This window comes from Halocynthiibacter sp. (assembly GCF_049608145.1).
In the GTDB taxonomy this organism is placed as follows: Bacteria; Pseudomonadota; Alphaproteobacteria; order Rhodobacterales; family Rhodobacteraceae; genus Halocynthiibacter.
In genome coordinates this window covers 15,271-36,399 of the sequence record NZ_JBMYXF010000033.1, presented here as the reverse complement: position 1 = coordinate 36,399, position 21,129 = coordinate 15,271, and the positions used below count along the sequence as shown (strand labels likewise).

Genomic DNA, 21,129 nt, shown 5'->3' with positions numbered 1-21,129 from the left:
GGGAATCATTATAGTATTCGCCATACTTGCGCTGGCTGTTTATATTCCTTTGATTTCTGTCTGGGTCCGACGCTTTCATGACAAAGGACTTTCCGGTTGGCTTGTTTTGGTCACCATGCTTGTCAGCAACATCCCATATGTGGGCTTTCTCGCAGGGATATGGAGCTTGGTTATGACAATCATGAAGGGCACCGACGGGGACAACGCCTATGGCCCCGACCCTTTAAGCGTTCAAAATAGCGAGGATATCTTTTCCTAATCCATGACATATCTTCGCCCGCTCTTTCTTATTGCCCTGCTGTTTTCCGGTCCCCTTGCGGCCCAGGAAAATGGTGCTGGCAAATACACAATCGTCGAAAGCCTTGATCCGTCAGTCAGTGACGCCACCCAAGAATATCGCGAGATCGCTGATCAAAACCGCATTCGCACCGACGTCACCTATGTGACGGAACTTGACGGGCAACTGATTGAAGGCGAAGCAGCAAGGCCACGACAGGAAAGACCCGAACCTGGCAGAGGGAATGGCGGTTTTTCAATGCCCACCATGAATGGTTCCGGTGTGGTGATTGCATTGTTGATCTTTTTGGGGGCCATCTTCCTGTGGTTAAAATTTGGCGGCTCTGGTGCGCTGTTGTCCCGCGAACCTTATGAAGCAAAGCCAAAGAAAACCCAGACACCGGATGCATGGAACATCGCCAGCGATGATCTGCACAAAGGGCCCCAAAGTATTCTGGACAAAATCGCAGCCATGCAGGACCGATCAGAAGCCCTGGTTCTTTTATTGCGCTATTCCCTATTGGCCGCGTCTGAAACCACCAGCACCCGTTTCGCCAGATCCGATACAGAACGCAGCGCTTTTTCCCGTCTGCCCGAACACTGGGCGCATATTTCAGGTCTCGAAGCTATTTTACGCCAGGCCGAACTGGCCCATTACGGTGGCCGCGATGTTGCAGATGACAGTTTTTCTGCAGCAATTGAATTGGGCCGCAATATTCTGGGCACTATGAACCAGAGACAGATCAATGGGGGTGTAAATGGCTGAAACCACCACGCCTGAACCCCATGGCAAAGACCAATCCGGTGGATTGATGACCATCGTGCTGACGCTGCTTGTGGGTGGGGTTCTTCTGCTGGCGCTTTTCGGATCGGGTGGACGGGACAGAAATCTGGACCGCGCCCCCGCCGGGCTGGAAGGGCTTGGTCCGTGGTTGTCGCAAAATGATGTTGCCAACCGCGTCTCTAATACAAGACTGCGCCCCGAAGTCGAGCTATTTTCCCTGCGCGTGCTGCCGCTGTATGACCTAGATATGAACAGCTATTCCCCAACGCCAGAGACCGATGCCGAACATCTAAACAATGCCAATTTGCGTGATATCTCTCTGGGAAACTTCAACGAAAAGCTGACAGACATACGTTCCGTCGTCCTTCTGCCCAAATGGCGCAATGCCATAAACGAACTGGGCATCGCGCATGATCAGTCGCTGATCCCCGTTGATGATTTCGATACACTACTACGTCAGTTAAACCTGTCAGGTATTCGGCTGCTTCGCGACGGTCCACGCTTCACACATATGATCTCATTTGGGGCTGACGTTTCTGTGTTTCAGGGACAGTTTTTTGACAGCCGCTACCTTCCGCAGGGGTGTAAATCTGTCGTCTCCACGGGGAAATATGCCCTCGTGATTTCCTGTCGGCGCAACAACAACGGCCCTCTTGTTTATTTCATGTCGGACCCCGACGTTCTAAACAACCATGGCCTGGCTTTGGCGCAAAATGCAGAATTCGCCGTCAGCCTACTGACACGATTGCGCAATGGTGACGGTGAAATCTACATTGATCGCAGCCCATATATACTGACCCTTCAAGAACGATCTGAGGAATATCAGGACTATGATCGCGGCAGCGAAGAGGCCAGCCGGTTCTTTACCTATCCCTTCACCATGTTCTGGGCCGTTCTTTTGATTGTTCTGGCTATGCTGTTCTGGCGCGGTGCCCGTCGTTTTGGCCCCCTGGAACAAGTCACACAGAAAAGCCGGGAACAATCCAAGCGCGCGGCGATTGAAGCCAAGGCACGCCTGCTGCGCCTATCGGGCAATGATGGCCGTATGGTGGCAGATTTTGTCAGCGCACAGATCGAAGACCTGGCCCGTCGCAACTTTGGCCCGGCAACCGGATCATCAGCCCCCCCACAAGAACGTTTCCTGGCCCTCATCGCCCGACGCGATGCAAAGCTTGCGCAGGAATTTTCACGCACCACCAGCATTCTGCTGGCCAATGATCCGGAAATGACCCCGCATCAGCGCCAGCGCTATCTCACCACTTATCATTCTCTGTTGAAAAAGGTTATGCACGATCATGGATCTCACTGAATTCCAGACCCTCGCCCGCGATATCCGCACTGAAATTGGCGCTGTTGTTCAGGGCCAGGATAAGCTGATCGATATGCTGCTGATTTCGATCTTTGCCCGCGGTCACGTGCTGCTGGAAGGCCCTCCCGGCACGGCGAAAACCTTGGTGGCGCGTTGTCTTGCCCAGGTGGTGGATCTGGATTTTGGACGGGTGCAATTCACACCGGATCTGATGCCCGGGGATGTTCTGGGCGTCAACCTGTTCAGCTTTGAAACCAATGAATTCCGTCTGACAAAAGGCCCGGTGTTTACCGATATTCTTTTGGCGGATGAGATCAACCGCGCGCCGCCCAAAACACAATCCGCACTGCTTCAGGCGATGAACGAACGCGAAGTCACCATCGACGGTAAAAATCACCCGCTTGGCGATGACTTTTTTATCGTCGCCACGCAGAACCCGATTGAACAACACGGCACATACCCCCTGCCCGAAGCACAGCTGGACCGTTTCCTGTTTAAGATCCTCGTTGATTTCCCGGATCGTGACACTGAGATCGACATTCTACGCACCATTGCCGCCCTGCCCTTGTCTGCGGACAGCGGGCGCACCAGCTTGCGCAAAGTGATGGATCGCCCGACCCTGCATGCGGGTCATGCGCTGGTCGATTCAATCCGTCTGGATGACACGATCCTGACCTATATCGTCGATCTAATCCGCGCCACACGGTCTGATGGCGACATTCAGCACGGGGCATCCACACGTGTGGCCAGCGCGCTGGCCGGTGCGGTACGCGCAAAAGCCGCGCTGGACGGGCGGGATTACGCAATTCCCGACGATGTTCAGGCACTTTTGATCCCTGCCATGCGCCATCGTCTTGTTCTGGGTCCTGGGGCGGAAATTGAAGGCCACACCACCGATGATGTCTTGCGCACGGTTATTAACCGCACGGATGCACCACGGTAGATGCGCCCTTCCAAACGCCTGATAACGCTGGTCTTTGCACTGGCCGCCGTGACAATTTTCATCGGCTTGACCCAACCAGAGGCGGCGGGGCTTGTCGTGATGGTCTGGGGCATCGTCACATTGATCGGGTTGGTAGATCTTCTGCTGACCCCATCAGTGAAAAACTTTGATATGAAAGCCGACCTGCCTGAAACCGGTTACACCGGAACCAGCGCCACGTTGAAATTGGGTATTGTTGCAAGAAAAGGTGCCCTGCCTTCTGAAATTGCACTGCGCCTGCATCATTCCGTTGAAATCCAGACAGAACCAAGCGAACAAAACATTACCTCCCCCAGGGGGGCCCAAAGCCAGGGCGTACAATGGTCTCTGCGCCTTTTAGAACGGGGACAAGCCAGGCTAACACGGCTGTCCATGCGGTTCATGTCGCGCTTTGGCCTGTTTGAAATGTTGCCATCCTGGCCACTGGATCTGAGCCTTGATATTGTTGCCAATATTGCCCCGGTTCTGAACGGTGAAATTCATACGCAAATGCTACCGCTGCTGGATGGTCTGAAGGACATGAACCTGCGCGGAGAAGGATCCGAGTTTCATCAGCTGCGCGAATTTCAAGCCGGAATGGACCCGCGCAGCATCGATTGGAAACGGTCCGCCCGGATGCGCACCATGGTGGCCCGCGAAACCCGTGCAGAACGCAATCATCAGATCATCGTGGCACTGGACAGCGGACATTTGATGGGCGAACGCATTGATCAGATGCCCAAGCTTGACCATGCCATTAACGCATCCCTTTCACTGGCATGGGCCGGAGGTATGGGCGGTGACAATGTTGGGTTTTACAATTTTGACAGTCGCCCACAAACGTTCATCCCACCTCGTCCCGGCAAGAAAGCCTTTGGTCACATCCAGAAACATTCTGCCGCGCTGAAACTGGACACAGCAGAAACCAATCACACCCTTGGCCTAACGCGACTTGATGGGTATCTAAACCGGCGATCGCTGGTTGTCGTGTTTTCCGATTTCGTTGACAGCACCAGCGCAGAACTGTTGGTCGAAAACCTGTCCGTCATCACCCGCAAACACCTGGTCCTATACGTGGCGCTAAAGGATCCGGCCCTGGACACCATCGCGCATCCTTCGGATGTGTCGATGAATGCCGTATCCCAATCCGTTTCTGCCCGCCAGATCCTGCGCGAACGTGACGCCGTTCTTGATAAGTTGCGCCGCCTTGGCATCCTGTGCCTTGATACGCATCCACGTCACCTGACCGCGTCCCTGATTTCCCGCTATATCGACATCAAAGCGCAGGAGCGTATATGAGTTCTTCCGCAACAGAACCCCGCAATACCATGCGGTCTTTCCGGTTTCGCACTGAACGCGAGAAGGGCTGGAAGGAACTGGACAGCCTTATCACCCGGGCGGAAGCCGCGGGCATTGCTTCGCTGTCCTATGAGGAGGCCGCAGCCCTTGCAAGCCTGTATCGTCAGGCAATGAATTCGCTGTCTGTTGCGCGTTCTATTTCTATGGATAAGGCCCTTTTGGCCTATCTTGATGCCTTATGCGCCCGGGCCTATCTGGTGGTTTATGCCCCCCAGGAAAGCATCCGAGGCGTTGTTGTAAAGCTGTTCACACGTGGCATTCCACAGGCAGTGCGTCGCAGTTCGCTGCCTTTGCTGATCGGGTTCATGACCATGTTCATGGGGGCCGTGATTGGCTATGTCATGTTCCTGCAGAACCCGGATTGGTATTTCAGTTTCGTGTCACCGGGCCTTGCCGATGGTCGTGTTCCCGGGGCCAGCACGGAATATCTGCGCTCGACCCTTTTTGACCATGACGACAGGAATGGTGGAACCCTAGGGGTGTTTGCGTCTTTTCTGTTTTCCCACAACACACGCATCGCAATTTTCATCTTTGCCCTTGGTATTTTCGCGACCTTCCCCAGTTTTGTGCTGACTTTCTACAACGGGCTGATGCTTGGGGCGTTCTTCGGGCTGTTTGCCCAGGCCGGTCTTGGGTATGAATTGTTCGGCTGGCTGTCGATCCATGGTGTCACGGAACTATCCGCCATTGCCGTGGCCTGTGCCGGTGGTGCGCAGCTTGGCTTGGCTGTTTTGCTTCCGGGTAATGTCACACGCCGCGAAGCCTTAAGGCGCGCTAGTCCTGATGCGGTCAAGCTGATGATCCTTTCTGGGCTTATGCTGATTGCAGCCGCTTTGATTGAAGGCTTTTTGCGCCAAATCATACAGGTGACAGAGGTGCGTCTTGCTATTGGATGGGGCATTGGTGCGATGTGGCTGGCCTGGATCATGCTGGCCGGACGCGAAGAGGAGACAACATCATGAGCGGTCGCCCCCATGATCTAATCCCGCCCGAAGGTGTTCCGGTTTCCTTTCGCATCTCATCTGCCGGGTCACGTTTCGGGGCGCAGATCCTTGATATCGTGATCACCTTTGGTGGCCTGTTTCTGTTTTTCCTGGCTCTGATCTGGATCGGCTTTGTCAACTGGTCCCTGATGGCCACCCTGTTTCTGCTTTTGTCTTTTTTCCTGCGCATTCCCTATTACATCTTTTCGGAACTGGTCTGGAACGGGCGTACGCTGGGCAAACGCATGGTGAAAGTCAGAGTTGTTAGCACTGACGGTGGCCGCCTGACCCCACATCAGATCGTCGCCCGCAATCTGATGAAAGAGGTCGAGGTTTTCATGCCCTTAACCACGCTTCTTTCAGGCAGTTTTGAAAGCAGTTGGACGGGAATGGCCCTAATGTTGTGGATGCTGCTGGTTCTGGGGGTTCCGCTGTTTAACAAACGCCGCCAACGCCTTGGGGACATGATCGCAGGCACCCTTGTTGTGGACCAGCCGCGCGCGATCCTGATGCCTGATCTGGCTGCGAAATCGAAACTGGACCGGGTCGAATTTGCCTTTGAACCGCATCATCTGGAAATTTACGGCCGGTACGAACTGCAGACATTGGAAGAGATTCTGCGCGCACCACCCAAAACCCCGGACGCGATCAAACGCATGTCCAGAATCGCCCAGACCATCCATCGTAAGATCGGATATACCGACCGCATCCTGCCCGAAGATTACTGGCATTTCCTGACCGATTTCTACCGTCAGCAACGGGAATTCTTGGAAAGCCGCCAGCTGTTCGGTGATGCCCGGGAAAACAAGTTTCACGACACCCGCAGTGCTGATGAGTAAGAGTCATCTGACAGACGATAAACTTGGTTTTGCCAGCGCGACCTGTTGCACATAGGCTTTCCCCAAACATCCATGGGGAAATCACATGTCAGCAGGCACATCGCGACGGCGCGGGCGCAGCAAACGTTTGGATATCGCGGAAAATCCGGACACTGAGAAACCTCCCGTCTGGCCCGGCGTAAGTGGTGGGCGCATGGCGCCTCTTTCCCCCCATGAAATCGAACAGGTGAACGAAGCTGTCCTGTCCTTGCTGGAAACCCTGGGTCTGTCACAGGCCATTCCATCGATGATCGATCTCGTGACCGCGGCAGGCGGCACTTACACCGATGACAAACGCCTGTTGTTCCCCCGAGACTTGGTCCTAAAGACCATCACTGAAGCCCGGCGAGACGTTGTGCTGTATGGACAGAAAGACGGCCTAGAAATCGATCTATCCGGTTCCCGCGTTCATATGAGTTCCGGCGGTGGTGCGCCTGGGGTCTTTGATCTTGAAACCGGGGCATATCGCGACGGGACACTGCGCGATCTCTATGATGCCGCGCGTCTGTGTGATGCGATGGAAAACATCCATCATTTCAGCCGGTCGATCATCGCCCGTGATGTGCATGACAATCTGTCCCTTGATCTGAACACAGCTTATGCCTGTCTTGCGGGCACCTCTAAACATGTATCGATCAGCATTACCGAACCGGAATATGTCGAATCCATTGCACAGCTTTGCTATCAGATCGCAGGCGGAGAAGAGGCCTTTCGCGCCAAACCCTTCCTGACCGTCATGGTCTGTCATGTGGTTCCTCCGATGCGCTTTGCTGAAGAAGCCCTTGAAACACTGGAACTGGCCATCAAAGCCGGGTTCCCGGTACAATTGATTTCAGCGGGCCAAGCGGGCGCAACCAGCCCTGCAACCATCGCCGGATCCCTGACCCAGGCCATTGCCGAAACCCTTGCCGGGTTGGTTTTTGCACGCCTTGTGGATCCGAATGTCGCCGCAATCTTTGGCCCCAAACCCCTGGTTGCAGATCTGCGCACCGGATCTATGTGTGGTGGCGGCGGTGAACAAGCCATCTTGATGGGGGCGGCGGCACAGATGGGGCGTTTCTATGATCTGCCGACCACATCCATCGCGGGCATCACCGATGCCAAAACCCATGATGCACAATATGGGGCCGAAAAATGCCTTGCCGTCTCTATGGCCGCACATGCGGGCAGCAATCTTGTGACCCAGGCCTGTGGCATGCAATCCAGCCTTCTGGGCGTATCGCATTCCGCCTATGTCATTGATAATGATATGTTAGGAAATATTCTGCGCACCATTCGTGGGGTGGAAGTCACCGCAGAAAACATCGGGGCCGAAGTCATTGCCGAAGTCTGCAAAGGTGAGGGCCATTATCTGGGCCATATGCATACATTTTCGCGCATGAAGTCAGATTATTTCTACCCTCATCTTGGGGATCGGCGCACGCCAACGGATTGGGAAGAAGATGGATCAAAATCCATAGGTGAAACCGCGCGTGAAAAAACCCGGGATCTTTTGAACAGCCATTTCCCGGGGCATATCACGGATGCAACGGATATAGCTGTACGGGAAAATTTCAACATCCTGCTGACCCGGCAAAATATGGGACGGGAGGGCTGAAGCGGTTGAAACACAGCTATCCGGCACAAACAGAGCAATACAATTTTCATTTAATTCATGGGGAAAAGGTTTGTTCTGGGGCGTCATCATCAGCCATCACAGATCCCGCCACAGACCAGGAAATTGCGTCACTGCCTGTCGGCAACGGTTCTGAAACAGATCAGGCCGTATCTTCCGCCCATCAGGCGCTGAATGGCCCATGGAAAAACTTGCTGCCCTATGACCGTGGACAGCTGTTGTTCCGCCTGGCCGATCTGATCACCCGGGATGCACAATATCTGGCGGCCCTTGAAACCGTAAATGTCGGAAAACCTTACAGTCAGGCGATGCGCGATGTGGATCGTACGGCCCGGTATTTCCGATATTACGCAGGTGTTTGCGATAAATTGCATGGTGAAACCGTTCCCCTGGGGCCCAGTCAGACCGGATGGGTACAACCGGAACCCATAGGTGTCACCGCACATATCCTTCCTTGGAATTATCCGATTTCCACCTTCGCGCGCGGGGCGGCCCCCGCCCTTGCCGCCGGGGCCTGCGTTGTCGCCAAACCCGCCGAAGAAACGCCTCTCACCGCACTTGCGATCGCGGAATTGGCGATACTAGCCGGCATTCCCCCAGGCGTGTTGAATGTGGTTTGTGGAAACGGCAGCACCGGCGCTGCCCTGGCTGCGCATCCCCAAATCGCACAAGTGACATTCACTGGATCAACCGCGACCGGACGCAAAGTTATGCAGGCAGCAGCAAATCCGATTGCCGGTGTTACCCTAGAACTTGGCGGAAAATCCCCGGTTGTCGTACTGGATGGCGCTGACATCGATGATGCTGTGGCTGGAATTGCCCGGGGGATTTTCTTTAACGCGGGACAAATCTGCACCGCCGGATCCCGCCTGATTGCCAGCGCATCGGTGCATGATGAAATCGTTGACAAACTGATGGGTTTTGCGAAATCCATGGCCTGCGATCATGGGTTGAACGACCCGGATCTTGGCCCTCTGATTTCGCGGCGACATCGCACGCGGGTATCCGGTTTTGTGGGACGCGCCCGCGCCGAAGGGCTGGATTGCACACTGGGTGGTGGTTGTGCCAATCCTGAAGCTTTCCCGAATGGTGCCTTCTTTGAACCCACCATTTTCAGCCGGGTGCCCATACAGGCAGAGATCGCCCAGGCCGAGGTATTCGGCCCTGTTCTGACAACTCATATTGCGGATGATTTCGATCACGCCCTAGAGATGTCCAACGCCACAAAATTCGGGCTGGTGGCCGGGGTTTATACGCCGGATATCACCCAAGCCATGCGATATGCCCGCGATGTGCAGGCCGGACAGGTCTTTATCAACGGGTTCTTGAAAGGTGGCGACACCCTGCCCTTTGGCGGCGTGAAAGAAAGCGGCATCGGGCGAGAGAAGGGGCTTGCGGCGATGGCATCCTATACGGCGCAGAAATCCGTTGTGATCACCTATTAAGCTTGAAACCATGGGAAAAACCTTGCGAAGGATAAGAAAAACTCATCTATAAGAAGGATGAGACGCAAAATTCCAAACCTGCACGCCCTGCGCGCCTTTGAAGCCGCCGCCCGTCTTGGCAGCTTTAAACAAGCCAGCCAAGAACTTCTGGTCACGCCAACAGCGATCAGTCACCACATCAGACGTCTGGAAGACAGCCTGGGCCTGCCTTTGTTCATCCGCGGCACCCGCAAAGTGGAACTGACGGAACGTGGTGAAAAGCTGATGCAAACCTGTGGTCAGGCCTTTGATATGATCCATAAAACCGCATCAGAGATTACCCAGAAAGACGATCTATCGGTTCTAACCATTGGCGTGGGCCCGTCTTTTGCCTCTCGTTGGTTGACCCCGCGCCTGTCGCAGTTCTGGCTGGATTTCCCCAACGTAGAATTGCGACTGACCCGCGTGTCCGCAGGAGATGAAATTGCCCAAAGTGACGCAGATATCTTTCTGATGTGGGGCCCACAGGATTGGCCCGATATGAAAATTTACCCAATTCTACCGGTCCATGCAGTACCGGTTGCCAGCCCTGATCTGGTTGAAAAGCTTGGCATTCCACAAACCGCCGAAGAATTTTCCAACTATAATCTTCTGTTTCATCGCAACCGGAACGAATGGAACCTTTGGTTGAAATCTCTGGGGGCGGACGCCCCAGTCACCAGTGGCGGCATCATCATGGATGACGAAAATGTTCTGCTGCGCAGCGCCACCGAAAGCCAAGGCGCAGCACTGTCCTGGTCACCGCTGATTGATCGCGAAATAGAAAGCGGGGCATTGATTGCCCTGTCATCCCATCGCGCCAGCCATACCCGGGGTTACTACCTTCTGATCAATGAAAGCACCCCGGCCACGCCGCAACTGACAGAGGTGGTCGACTGGTTCCGTCAACAGGGCAGCGGTGAATAACTGATCATGCATACGGATTAATTTCACTCATCTATCAGGTGCTTATTTCGCTGTTGTCGCAAGGCCCTGAATTCGTTGTAACGGGTTAAGACGCCCGCTTTCTTTGTGGGCTAGGACAGCTCGCAGCGAAGGTTTGCCACGATGACAGATGCCATTGCCCCCCGCACAAACACCAGCCTGCAAGACAGAGCCCGCACCATCATGCCCGGTGGCGTCAGCCATGAATTGCGCTATCGCCCCACACATCCGGTTTATATTGATCGTGCGCTTGGTGCCGAAAAATGGGATGTGGAAGGCAAGCGTTACATTGACTTTAAACTTGGTGCCGCCAGCCAACTTTTGGGAAATGCCCGCCCAGAGGTAATGGAAGCCGTCGCACACCAACTGTCAAAAACGCCATATTCGGGCGATTGCCATGCGCTGGAAATCGAATGGGCGGAATGGATCGGCAAGTTGATCCCATCTGCGGATCTTGTGCGCTTCACGGGGTCAGGCACCGAAAGCACTATGTTGGCCCTGCGCCTTGGCCGGGCTTATTCCGGTAAAGATAAGGTCTTGCGCATCGATGGGCATTTCCATGGCTGGCATGACATGCTTTTGAAAGGGTCCAAACCCGGCACTGATATGCCGCCGTCCCAGGGTGTGCCTGGTGCGATCACTGATCTGACAGTGGTTGCGCCCCCTTCCCTTGATGCAATCGAAACCTGCCTTGCGCAAGATAACGATATTGGCACCATCTTTGTCGAAGCATCCGGTGCAAATTATGGGTCTGTGCCGCTGCCCGATGGGTTTCTGCAAGGCATTCGCACCCTTGCAACAAAAGCCAACAAAGTTCTGATTTTTGACGAAGTGATCACAGGATTTCGCTGGTCCCCTGGCGGACGTCAGGCCCTTGAAGATGTCCTGCCAGATCTGACCACCCTTGCAAAAGTTGCCACCGGAGGCCTGCCTGGCGGGGCTGTCTGTGGACGCAGGGACATCATGGATCTGCTTGATCCGGGTAAACCTCTGAACGGATACGCCCCACCCGTCAGCCACAAAGGCACATTTAACGCAGCACCGCTGGTCGCCGCAGGTGCCATTGCCGCCATGAAACTTTTGGCAACGGGCAAAGAACAGGCACAAGCCGACGCGATGGCGCAACAGCTGCGCGATGGCTTTAACGATTGTTTTACCAGACACGGTGTGATGGCCCATGCCTATGGCGACAGTTCCACCTGTCATCTGTATTTTGAGGGCCTTTCCATCGCAGGGAAAAGCGCGGCCGAAATCCGCGCCGTAAACCCTGCTTTGGTAAATGGATTACGCGACGGGCTATTGAAGCGCGGCGTAGATTTCATGTCTTTCACTTCCTGCGTCACGTCATCCATGCACACCGCAGAAATTATCAGTGAAGCCATTGATAAATTTGACGAAACCATCAAAGACCTCATCCAGACCGGAGTAATTTCCAAATGACCACCCTGCCAAATCACGCCCGTACGGTCATCATCGGGGGGGGCGTTATCGGATGTTCCATCGCCTATCATCTGGCGCGCGAAGGCCGCAAAGATATCGTTGTTCTGGAACGTTCAAAACTGACATCCGGCACCACCTGGCATGCCGCTGGTCTTGTGCGTCGCCTGCGCCCGTCCGCGACCCTGACAAAGCTGATCAATTACTCGATTGATCTTTATACCGAACTGGAAATCGAAACCGGCCAGGCCACAGGCTGGACCCAGACCGGATCTCTGACGCTGGCGACGAATGAAGACCGGCTGACCAATATCAAACGTCAGGTGTCTCTTGGTCGTGCCTTTGGGCTGGAAGCCGAAGTTGTGGATGCCAAACGCGCAAAAGAGCTTTGGCCGTTGATTGAGGTTGACGATGTGATTGGCGCGGTCTGGTCCCCGGCGGATGGGCGTGTGAACCCGTCTGACGTGGCGCTGGCCCTGTCCAAAGGGGCCAAATCGCGCGGCGTTCAGATCTTTGAGGACACCCGCGTTACCGGATTGCAGAAGAAAGGCGGACGGATTTCCGGGGTTGAGATCGGGGATCATGTGATAGAAGCGGATGAGGTTGTGGTGGCCTGTGGGCTTTGGTCCCGTGAGGTCGCTGAAATGGCGGGGGCGCATATGCCGCTCTATGCCTGCGAACATTTCTACATGCTCACAAAGCCGCTGGAGGAAGTACAGGCCCTTGGCAAAGGCGCACATCTGCCGACGCTGAATGATCAGGATGCTTTCCTCTATGCCCGCGACGATGTGGAAGGGCTGCTGGTTGGCAGTTTTGAGCCCCACGCCAAGGGCATTTCCACCCGCGATCTGCCCGCCGACTTCAGCTTTGATCTGCTGGATGAGGACTGGGATCACTTCATGCCGATGATGGAAAACGCCCTGAAACGCATTCCGGCGCTTGAAAAGGCCGAAGTGCGGATGCTGCTGAACGGGCCGGAAAGTTTCACGCTGGACAGCCAGTTCATGATGGGCGAAAGCCCCGAAGTGCCCGGCCTGTTCCTGATGGGTGGGATGAATTCCACAGGCATCGCCCTTGCCGGTGGCGCGGGCAAAGCGATGGCGGAATGGGTCATTGCGGGTGAGCCCACAATGGAGCTGAACGAAGCAGATATTCGACGTTTCAGCCCGGAAATGAACGTTGTTGGTGCGCTTGAAGCCCGCATACCCGAGGTTCTGGGCCGCCACTACGACAACCCATATCCCGGACGATCCATGGAAACAGCGCGCGGTCAGCGCCGTTCACCCATTCACACCGGGTTGGTCGCGGCAGGTGCACGTTTTGAAAGCCGGGGAGGCTGGGAACGTGCCGTGCATTTCGGTGGTGAGGACGCCCATCTTCCCCTGACATTTGGCGCGCCCGCCTGGCGTGATCAGGTCGGACGCGAAGTAGACGCGTGCCGGAATGGCGCCGCGATCCTGGATCAGTCTGCCTTTGGCAAGATCATGGTGCAGGGGCCGGATGCCTGTGATTTTCTGAACCATCTCTGTGCCGCGCAAATGGATGTTCCCGTGGGCCGCATTGCCTATAGCCAGATCCTGAATACGCGTGGCGGTGTGGAAAGTGACGTGACTGTTCAGCGCCACGGGCCGGATCAATACCTGGTGATCTGTGGTGCAGGCGAAGTGGTACGCGACATGAAACGTATGCGTGAAACGCGTGGTGATTTCCGTGTGGAACTCACGGATGTGACAAGCGGCTATGCGGTTCTTGGCCTGGCCGGCGCAAAAGCGCGCGATGTTCTGCAAGCGACCACAAATACCACTGTGCCGGATCTGAAACGCTTCCATTTCGCACCGGTTGAAATCGGGCTTGCCCGTGGTTTTGCTGGACGGCTCAGTTTCACCGGCGAAGAAGGTTTCGAGCTATACATCCCTGCAGACATGGCCATGGCGGCCTATGAAGCATTGATCGAAGCAGGCGCAACACATGCCGGGTTGTATGCCAGTGGTTCTTTGCGCATTGAAAGCGGTTTCCGCGCCTTTGGGCACGAACTGACCCCAGGCACAACACCAATGGAAGCGGGCCTTGGCAGTTTCTGCGCCTTTGGAACAGGATTTGTCGGGGAAGAGGCGCTGCAAAACGCAGAGGCACCAACGCGCCAGATCGTATCGCTGTTATTTGATGACGAAAACGCCCTGCCGATCCATGATGAACCGATTTACTTCAACAACAAAGTTGTCGGGCAGATCACATCTGCCGCCTGGAGCAACCATTTCAACCGGTCCGTGGCCCTGGCGATGATCACCGACAAGGATGTTTTCGAGACCGAAAACTGCACCGTCGAAGTTGAAATCGCCTGCACACGCTTCACTGCAAAAACATCCCTAAAATCCGCAAAGGATGCCTTCCATGTCTGATACAATTCGCACAACGCAGGTCGCCATTATCGGCGGCGGCATCATGGGCGTCGCTGCACAATTTCAGCTGGCGGAAAATGGTTGGACCGATACCATTCTGTTTGAAAAGGCGGAACTGACATCCGGATCCACCTGGCACGCCGCCGGGCAGATCGCCCATGCTGTCGGGTCGCGGGTTGCGGGTTGGATCAATAAAACATCGCTTGAAACCTATAAACGCGTTGAAAAGGAAACCGGTCAAAGCATTGGCTGGCACGAAGTCGGTGGCTTTCGTATCGCAACCACCGATGACGAAGTCGACTGGATGAAATCGATCATGGGCGTCGGTAAGCTGCTTGATCTGCCAATGGAACTGGTCGGGCCAGAAGAGGTCGCCAAGGGCAATCCGTTCTATAAGGTAGACGACGTCAAAGCCGCAATCCAGACCTTTGAAGACGGACATATTGATCCAAGCTCTGTCACCATGGCGCTGGCCGCGGCCACCCGTGCGCGCGGTGCGAAAATTGAACGCCACAACCAGGTGACCGGCGCATCGCGTAAGGGCGATATGTGGCTGCTGCAAACTGAAAAAGGCGAGGTTCTTGCAGAACATATCGTCATTGCGGCTGGTTCATATGCCAACCAGGTCGGTGAATGGTTCGGTTTGAAAATCCCGTCTGTTTCCTGTCTGCACCATTACCTTGTCACGGATACAGTGCCTGAATTCGCGGATCGTCCGGAACTGCCCGTGATGCGTGACAATGCCTTTGGTGGATATATTCGGCAGGAACAGAAATCCGGTCTGATTGGTATTTATGAAGGCCATACCTGCCCCACCGTCTGGACCATGCCGCAGGGCGCGCCCTGGAAGGCTGAGAATGAACTGTTTGAGGCGGATTATGACAGCATCGGTGATTTCCTGATGGTCGCTTTTGACAAAATGCCGATCCTTGCGGAACTGGGCATCAAACGGGTTGTGCGCGGGGCGATCACCCATACGCCCGATGGCGGGATGCTGGTTGGGCCAAGCGGGGCGCCAAATGTCTGGCTGTCCTGCGGGTCTTCCATTGGCCTGGCCTGGGGCGGGGGCGCAGGCAAGGTTCTGGCGGACTGGATGGTGCATGGGGAAACCCCGATCAACACCCGCAGCATGGATCCCCGCCGGTATGGGAATTTCGCCAGTGACACTTACATTGTTGAGCGCACGAAAGACGAATTCATGCGCCGCCATGATACGCCTTGCCCAGGGAAACAGTTTGAAAGCCTGCGCCCGCTGAATCGTCATGTGCTGTATGATCGTCTGGCGGCAAAAGGCGCGGTCTTTGGCGAAGTCGCAGGGTGGGAACGCCCGCGTTATTTCGGTGAGATCGGCGAGGTCGAACAAATCGGCTGGGGTCATCAAAACTGGCACGCAAATGCGCAGGCTGAGGCCAAAGCAACCCGTGACGCCGCCGGTGTGATTGATCTCTGCGCGTTTGCTCAGTTTGAAATTACTGGGAAGGATGCGGGTAAACTGCTGGATCGCCTGTCTGCCAATAAGATCCCGGCGAAAGATGGCCGGATGAGCCTGAACCATCTGCTGACAGACAAGGGCCGGTTTGAAACAGAGATCACCATCTGGCGGATTTCAGAAGGTCGCTATTTCACCGGTTCCCCCATTGCGCGTGCAACCCCGGATTTTGACTGGATCAAAAGCCACATTCGCGCAGGCGAAGATGTGCAGATGGTCAATCTATCCCATGACTGGGGCATGCTCGCCATGTCCGGCCCGGCATCGCGTCAGATCCTGTCCGAACTGACCGACGCGGACCTATCCAACAAAACCTTCCCATGGTTGTCCGGTCAGGAAATCACCGTGGCGGGCGTGAACTGCTATGCCCTGCGCGTCAGTTTTGTTGGTGAACTGGGCTGGGAATTACACGCCCCGCTAGAGCAGATGGGCGCAGTTTATGATGCTCTGTTTGAAGCGGGCGAAAAACATGGATTGCGCGATCTAGGCAGTTACGCGTTCAACGGCATGCGGATGGAAAAAGCCTATCGCGCCAGCGGAGAACTGACCACAGATGTCGGTCCGTTTGATGTCGGGCTGGAACGGTTTGTTGTGTCAGAGGCACGCGATTTCACGGGGCGTGATGCGCTGCTGTCCCGCACCCCGGAATGGGAACTGTTTTATGCTGAATTGCATGATGACGAAATTGACATCCACGGCGGAGAACCGGTGCTGTTGAATGGGACGCCTGTGGGTCTGACGACCTCTGGCGGTTACGGTTACAGCATCGATAAATCCCTGGGCTGGCTCTTTGTGAAAAAGGGCACTCCGCGCGATGGGTTGAGCGTGCAGATCTTGAACCGTGAAATCCCTGTCACTGTGCATGAAGATGCTCTGTTTGATCCGCAAAATCTGCGACCAAGGCAGGATGCATGAAAGATGTCTGCAACGCGAAAACCCGTGCTGCTGCGGCAGCCTTCTCATCAACCAGCCCCGCATCAAAATGCCGGAAAACCATTTCTGGGCGAAAATCACGGGGCGCGCATCTGGCGCCCCAGCAAACGCCTAACTCTTGTAACCTCAACGAAGGGCAAATCTGATGTCTGATCTGATCACCGGCGGTGAAGCCGCCTATAATGTGCTGAAAGCCAATGGCATCGACACGGTCTTCGGCCTTTTGGGCGGTTCCATGTTGGAACTTTACGATGCGATGTACCATGATGGTGCGATTTCATATGTCGGGGCGCGCGACGAACGCGCAGCAGGTCATATGGCAGACGCCTGGGCCCGGATGACCGGAAAGCCCGGCGTTGTTCTTGGCGCGCAGGCCGGACCTGGTGTTGTGAATATCGTCACCGCCGTGGCTGAGGCGCAGCTGGCTTATTCTCCGCTTGTGGTGATTGCCGGTGCGATCAGCCGGTGTGATCATGCCAAAGATACGTTTCAGGAGGTGGATCAGGTCGCGCTGTTCGCCCCGATCTGTAAAAAATCTGTTTTGTGTACCGATGCAAACCGCCTCGCGCCTATGTTGGAAGATGCGATCCGGCTTGCGAATTCCGGCCGCAAAGGCCCGGTGGTATTGCATGTGCCGCGCGATCTGTTTTCAGACATGGTGCCAAAAAATGACGCAAAACCCGTGAACATCGCCCGCCCCGGCCCAGCGGCGCCGGAAGATGTGGATGCTATTGCGACCTTGCTCTCTCAGGCGAAGCGTCCGGTCATCTTTGCGGGCGGTGGCTTTAAGTGGGGCAAGGGGCGTGACGCGCTGACCGCCCTTGCGGAAAAGCTGGAAGTGCCTGTTGTGGCGTCCACCGGACATGCGGATGTGATGCGTCATGGGCATCCTTGGTTTGCAGGGCAAGCCGGGCCGCGAGGCAACCGTGTGGCCAGCCGTCTGACGAAAGAGGCCGACGTTATGGTCGTTCTGGGCGCGCGCCTTGGGTTCAATTCCACCTTCCATTCAAATGATTACGTCGGCGCGGATACGCGCATTGCCCATGTGGATCTTGAGGGATCCGCTGTCGGGCGGTATTTCCCGGCGGAAATCGCGGTGCAAGCTGATGCACGCCTAACGGCAGAGGCGATCACAGCCAATGCGAGCCGCCCTAATGCCGACGCCTGGCGTGATGCTTTTAAAACAGACATGGCGTCTTTGCTGGCCGAACGTGAGGAAGAAGCGCAAATCGCAACCCTTCCCATGCATCCACGCCGTGCGCTTGCTGAACTGCGCGAGGCCCTGCCCGAAAACGCGATTGTCACGTTGGACACCGGCAATACCTGTCTGCAGGGCGCTGATCGTCTGGCGCATTACGAACCGCTGTCGTTGATCACCCCGCTTGATTTTGGCCTCGTTGGTTTTGGCCTGGCTGCCGCGATTGGTGCCAAGGCTGCTGCCCCCGATCGCCCAGTTGTGGCGATGATGGGGGATGGCGCCGTTGGCTATACGATGATCGAAATTCAGACCGCCATTCAACACGGTTTGCCGATTGTTGTGGTGGTGCTTGATAACGAGGCCTGGGGGGCTGAGAAGGCCTATCAACAGGAATTCTACGGTGGTCGTTTGCTGGGGGCTGAGATTCAATCGCCACGCTATGATAAGTTCTCTGAACTTTGCGGTGGCAAGGGGATTTGGGTCGATGGCCCGGGGGAACTTGGCGCAGCTTTGACCGCAGCAATCAACAGCAATGAAACCACGATCATTCAAGCAAAAATTGATCTGAAAGCTTTGATGACACTGAGAAAAGATCTGTTCAAATCCAATGATAAATGAACCTGATCTTGTGATTGTAGGGGGCGGCAATGCCGCCCTCTGCGCGGCTATCACGGCGGCGGAAGCAGGTGTACGTGTTCTGATTTTGGAAGGCGCGCCAAAGGAATATCGCGGTGGAAATTCACGCCACACCCGCAATTTTCGCTGTATGCATGATGGGCCGCTGTCGGTGCTGACGGGCACCTATGCTGAAGATGAATATTACGATGATCTGCTGCGCGTGACCAAAGGCAACACGGATGAAAACTTGGCGCGCATGGCGATCCGGGGCAGTCAAGATAGCCAACCCTGGATGGAAGCCCATGGCGTTCGCTTTCAACCATCTTTATCTGGCACCCTGTCTTTGTCGCGCACCAATGCGTTCTTTTTGGGCGGGGGAAAAACGCTTGTGAATGCTTATTACCGCACGGCCGAAAGCCTTGGCGTGCAGGTGCTATATGATGCGCCCGTCACGCATCTGGAACTGGAACACGATAAAATTACGCGGGTGGATTACACCTATCAAGGTGAAAACATGTCACTGTCACCCAAGGCAGTTGTCGTGGCATCCGGTGGGTTTCAGGCAAATATTGAACGTCTGGTCGCGGCCTGGGGGCCAGAGGCCGAAAACTTTTTGATCCGTGGTACACCGTATAATCGCGGCGACGTTTTGTTCGACCTTCTGGATCAAGGGGTGCAATCCATCGGTGACCCGACCCAATGTCACGCGGTTGCGATTGATGGACGCGCGCCGAAATTTGATGGCGGTATTGTCACGCGCCTGGATTGTGTGCCGTTTTCTGTGGTGGTGAATAAACACGCGAAACGGTTTTACAATGAGGGCGAAGATGTCTGGCCAAAACGCTATGCGATTTGGGGGCGTTTGGTGGCGGCACAGGATGATCAGGTGGCTTATTCGATCATTGATAGCAGGTCCAAAGACCTGTTTATGCCCTCTGTTTTCCCGCCAATCACCGCCGACAGCATTGGTGAGCTGGCTGTAAAACTTGGCCTGGATGTTGACGCGCTGATCAGCACCGTTTCTGATTTTAACGCCGCCTGTCAGCCCGGCGATTTCCATCCGACAGAATTGGACGGCGTGGCGACGGATGCACTGGATCCGCCCAAAACCAACTGGGCACGCCCAATTGAGGATGGCCCGTTCTATGCCTATGCACTGCGCCCCGGCGTGACCTTTACCTACCTAGGTTTCAAAGTTGACGAAACCGCACAGGTGCAGGGCCCACATGGGGCCATCCGAAACCTTTGGGCGGCAGGTGAAACCATGGCAGGATCAATCCTTGGTCAGGGGTATCTCGCCGGATTTGGCATGACCATCGGAACCGTTTTTGGCCGTATTGCCGGCAAGGAGGCCGCAGATTATGTCCGCTGACACCATCCAAGAAGCCCGCCGTCAGATCGAAATTTGCAATGCGTGCCGATATTGCGAAGGCTATTGCGCGGTCTTCCCCGCGATCACCCATCAAAAAGCGTTTGCAGATGGGGATATCACCCAGCTTGCAAATCTTTGTCACAATTGCCGAGGGTGTTACTACGCCTGCCAATACACAGAACCGCACGAATTTGCTCTGAACTTACCCAAAGCCCTTGCCGAGGTCCGTCAGGACAGCTGGCAAGATTTCGCATGGCCCCCGCAGTTTGGAAAAGCTTTTCACACGTCCGGCGTCGCAATCACTGTTCTGATCGTTTTATGTTTCAGTCTTTTGTTCGCCCTGTCCCGTATGATTATGCCCATCGGCGGAGAAGGGTTTTACGCGACTTTGTCTCACTCTATGATGGTAGCAATTTTTATGCCTGCGTTTCTTCTGCCCCTTGCAAGTATCGCGATCAGCCTGCGCAAATACTGGCAATATATCGACGGCGGCAAGCTGACCATTGGTGCGGCAAAGGGTGCCTTTACGGATGCCGGTCGCATGAAGAACCTGTCCGGCGGACACGGCGAAGGATGTAATTTTGAAGATGAAGATCGCTTTACAAAACTGCGTAAAATTGGACACCAACTGACGATGTGGGGATTTCTTCTGTGTTTTGCCGCCACATCTTCCGGCACGATCCTGCATTATGGCTTTGATATCAAAGCACCCTATTCCCTGATCAGCCTGCCCAAAATTTTCGGCGTTGCAGGCGGCATCATGTTGACCCTTGGCACGCTAAAGCTGGCATGGCTGAAAACGAAAGCAAATCCCAACCTTGGGGATACGCGTGTCTGGGGGGGCGAAATGGCGTTTATACTGCTGCTGTGCGCCGTCGCGGTAACGGGTCTGGGGCTTTACGCTGCTACAGGAACCGATCTGGTACCCACGCTGTTGGCAATCCACCTTGGCACAGTTCTGGGGTTTTTCCTGCTGATGCCGTTTTCAAAGATGGCGCATGGGTTCTACCGCCTGACCGCTTTGATCGCGGATAAAACCCGTTAGCGGTGATTGCGAGAAATCAGGCTCAGGGTTCATGACCGTGCTCATCATAATGCCCAGCCGCTCGA

Annotated in this window: 16 protein-coding genes; all 16 read left to right on the top strand. The window is 55.2% G+C overall.

Annotated elements, in window-relative coordinates:
- Positions 1-259: DUF805 domain-containing protein (locus tag ACPGUT_RS10795; protein WP_423991227.1), on the top strand; the 259-nt coding region annotated here is incomplete at its 5' end.
- A 3-nt stretch (positions 260-262) separates the two neighbouring features.
- Entirely contained in the window at positions 263-1,042 is a 780-nt protein-coding gene (locus ACPGUT_RS10790; protein WP_423991225.1) for a hypothetical protein, read from the top strand.
- Positions 1,035-2,369 (top strand): hypothetical protein, encoded by a 1,335-nt coding sequence (locus tag ACPGUT_RS10785; protein WP_423991223.1) that lies wholly within the window; start codon positions 1,035-1,037, stop codon positions 2,367-2,369. Before ACPGUT_RS10790 ends, ACPGUT_RS10785 begins: the two co-directional genes overlap by 8 nt.
- Positions 2,356-3,312 (top strand): AAA family ATPase, encoded by a 957-nt coding sequence (locus ACPGUT_RS10780; RefSeq protein WP_423991221.1) that lies wholly within the window; start codon positions 2,356-2,358, stop codon positions 3,310-3,312. Before ACPGUT_RS10785 ends, ACPGUT_RS10780 begins: the two co-directional genes overlap by 14 nt.
- On the top strand, positions 3,313-4,629 hold the full coding sequence (locus ACPGUT_RS10775) for a DUF58 domain-containing protein (RefSeq protein ID WP_423991219.1): 1,317 nt from the start codon (positions 3,313-3,315) through the stop codon (positions 4,627-4,629).
- Complete coding sequence (locus ACPGUT_RS10770) at positions 4,626-5,651, top strand: stage II sporulation protein M (RefSeq protein WP_423991217.1); 1,026 nt, start codon at positions 4,626-4,628, stop codon at positions 5,649-5,651. The genes ACPGUT_RS10775 and ACPGUT_RS10770 overlap by 4 nt, the downstream gene beginning before the upstream one ends.
- On the top strand, positions 5,648-6,511 hold the full coding sequence (locus ACPGUT_RS10765; RefSeq protein WP_423991215.1) for an RDD family protein: 864 nt from the start codon (positions 5,648-5,650) through the stop codon (positions 6,509-6,511). The genes ACPGUT_RS10770 and ACPGUT_RS10765 overlap by 4 nt, the downstream gene beginning before the upstream one ends.
- A gap of 85 nt (positions 6,512-6,596) precedes the next feature.
- A complete protein-coding gene (locus tag ACPGUT_RS10760; RefSeq protein WP_423991213.1) occupies positions 6,597-8,147 on the top strand; it encodes a trimethylamine methyltransferase family protein in 1,551 nt (516 codons plus the stop codon).
- A gap of 5 nt (positions 8,148-8,152) precedes the next feature.
- Positions 8,153-9,610 (top strand): aldehyde dehydrogenase family protein, encoded by a 1,458-nt coding sequence (locus ACPGUT_RS10755; RefSeq protein WP_423991211.1) that lies wholly within the window; start codon positions 8,153-8,155, stop codon positions 9,608-9,610.
- Positions 9,611-9,667: 57 nt separating this feature from the next.
- Positions 9,668-10,555: a LysR substrate-binding domain-containing protein gene (locus ACPGUT_RS10750; RefSeq protein WP_423991209.1), complete on the top strand. Its 888-nt coding sequence runs from the start codon at positions 9,668-9,670 to the stop codon at positions 10,553-10,555.
- A 141-nt stretch (positions 10,556-10,696) separates the two neighbouring features.
- A complete protein-coding gene (locus ACPGUT_RS10745) occupies positions 10,697-12,013 on the top strand; it encodes an aspartate aminotransferase family protein (RefSeq protein ID WP_423991207.1) in 1,317 nt (438 codons plus the stop codon).
- Positions 12,010-14,409 (top strand): GcvT family protein, encoded by a 2,400-nt coding sequence (locus ACPGUT_RS10740; RefSeq protein WP_423991205.1) that lies wholly within the window; start codon positions 12,010-12,012, stop codon positions 14,407-14,409. The genes ACPGUT_RS10745 and ACPGUT_RS10740 overlap by 4 nt, the downstream gene beginning before the upstream one ends.
- Entirely contained in the window at positions 14,402-16,813 is a 2,412-nt protein-coding gene (locus ACPGUT_RS10735) for a GcvT family protein (RefSeq protein WP_423991203.1), read from the top strand. Before ACPGUT_RS10740 ends, ACPGUT_RS10735 begins: the two co-directional genes overlap by 8 nt.
- A 163-nt stretch (positions 16,814-16,976) precedes the next feature.
- Positions 16,977-18,647: a thiamine pyrophosphate-binding protein gene (locus ACPGUT_RS10730; RefSeq protein ID WP_423991201.1), complete on the top strand. Its 1,671-nt coding sequence runs from the start codon at positions 16,977-16,979 to the stop codon at positions 18,645-18,647.
- Positions 18,640-20,019, top strand: a complete 1,380-nt coding sequence (tcuA, locus tag ACPGUT_RS10725; RefSeq protein ID WP_423991229.1) for an FAD-dependent tricarballylate dehydrogenase TcuA — start codon at positions 18,640-18,642, stop codon at positions 20,017-20,019. The genes ACPGUT_RS10730 and tcuA overlap by 8 nt, the downstream gene beginning before the upstream one ends.
- Entirely contained in the window at positions 20,009-21,064 is a 1,056-nt protein-coding gene (gene tcuB, locus ACPGUT_RS10720) for a tricarballylate utilization 4Fe-4S protein TcuB (RefSeq protein WP_423991199.1), read from the top strand. The genes tcuA and tcuB overlap by 11 nt, the downstream gene beginning before the upstream one ends.
- Positions 21,065-21,129 lie beyond the last annotated feature (65 nt).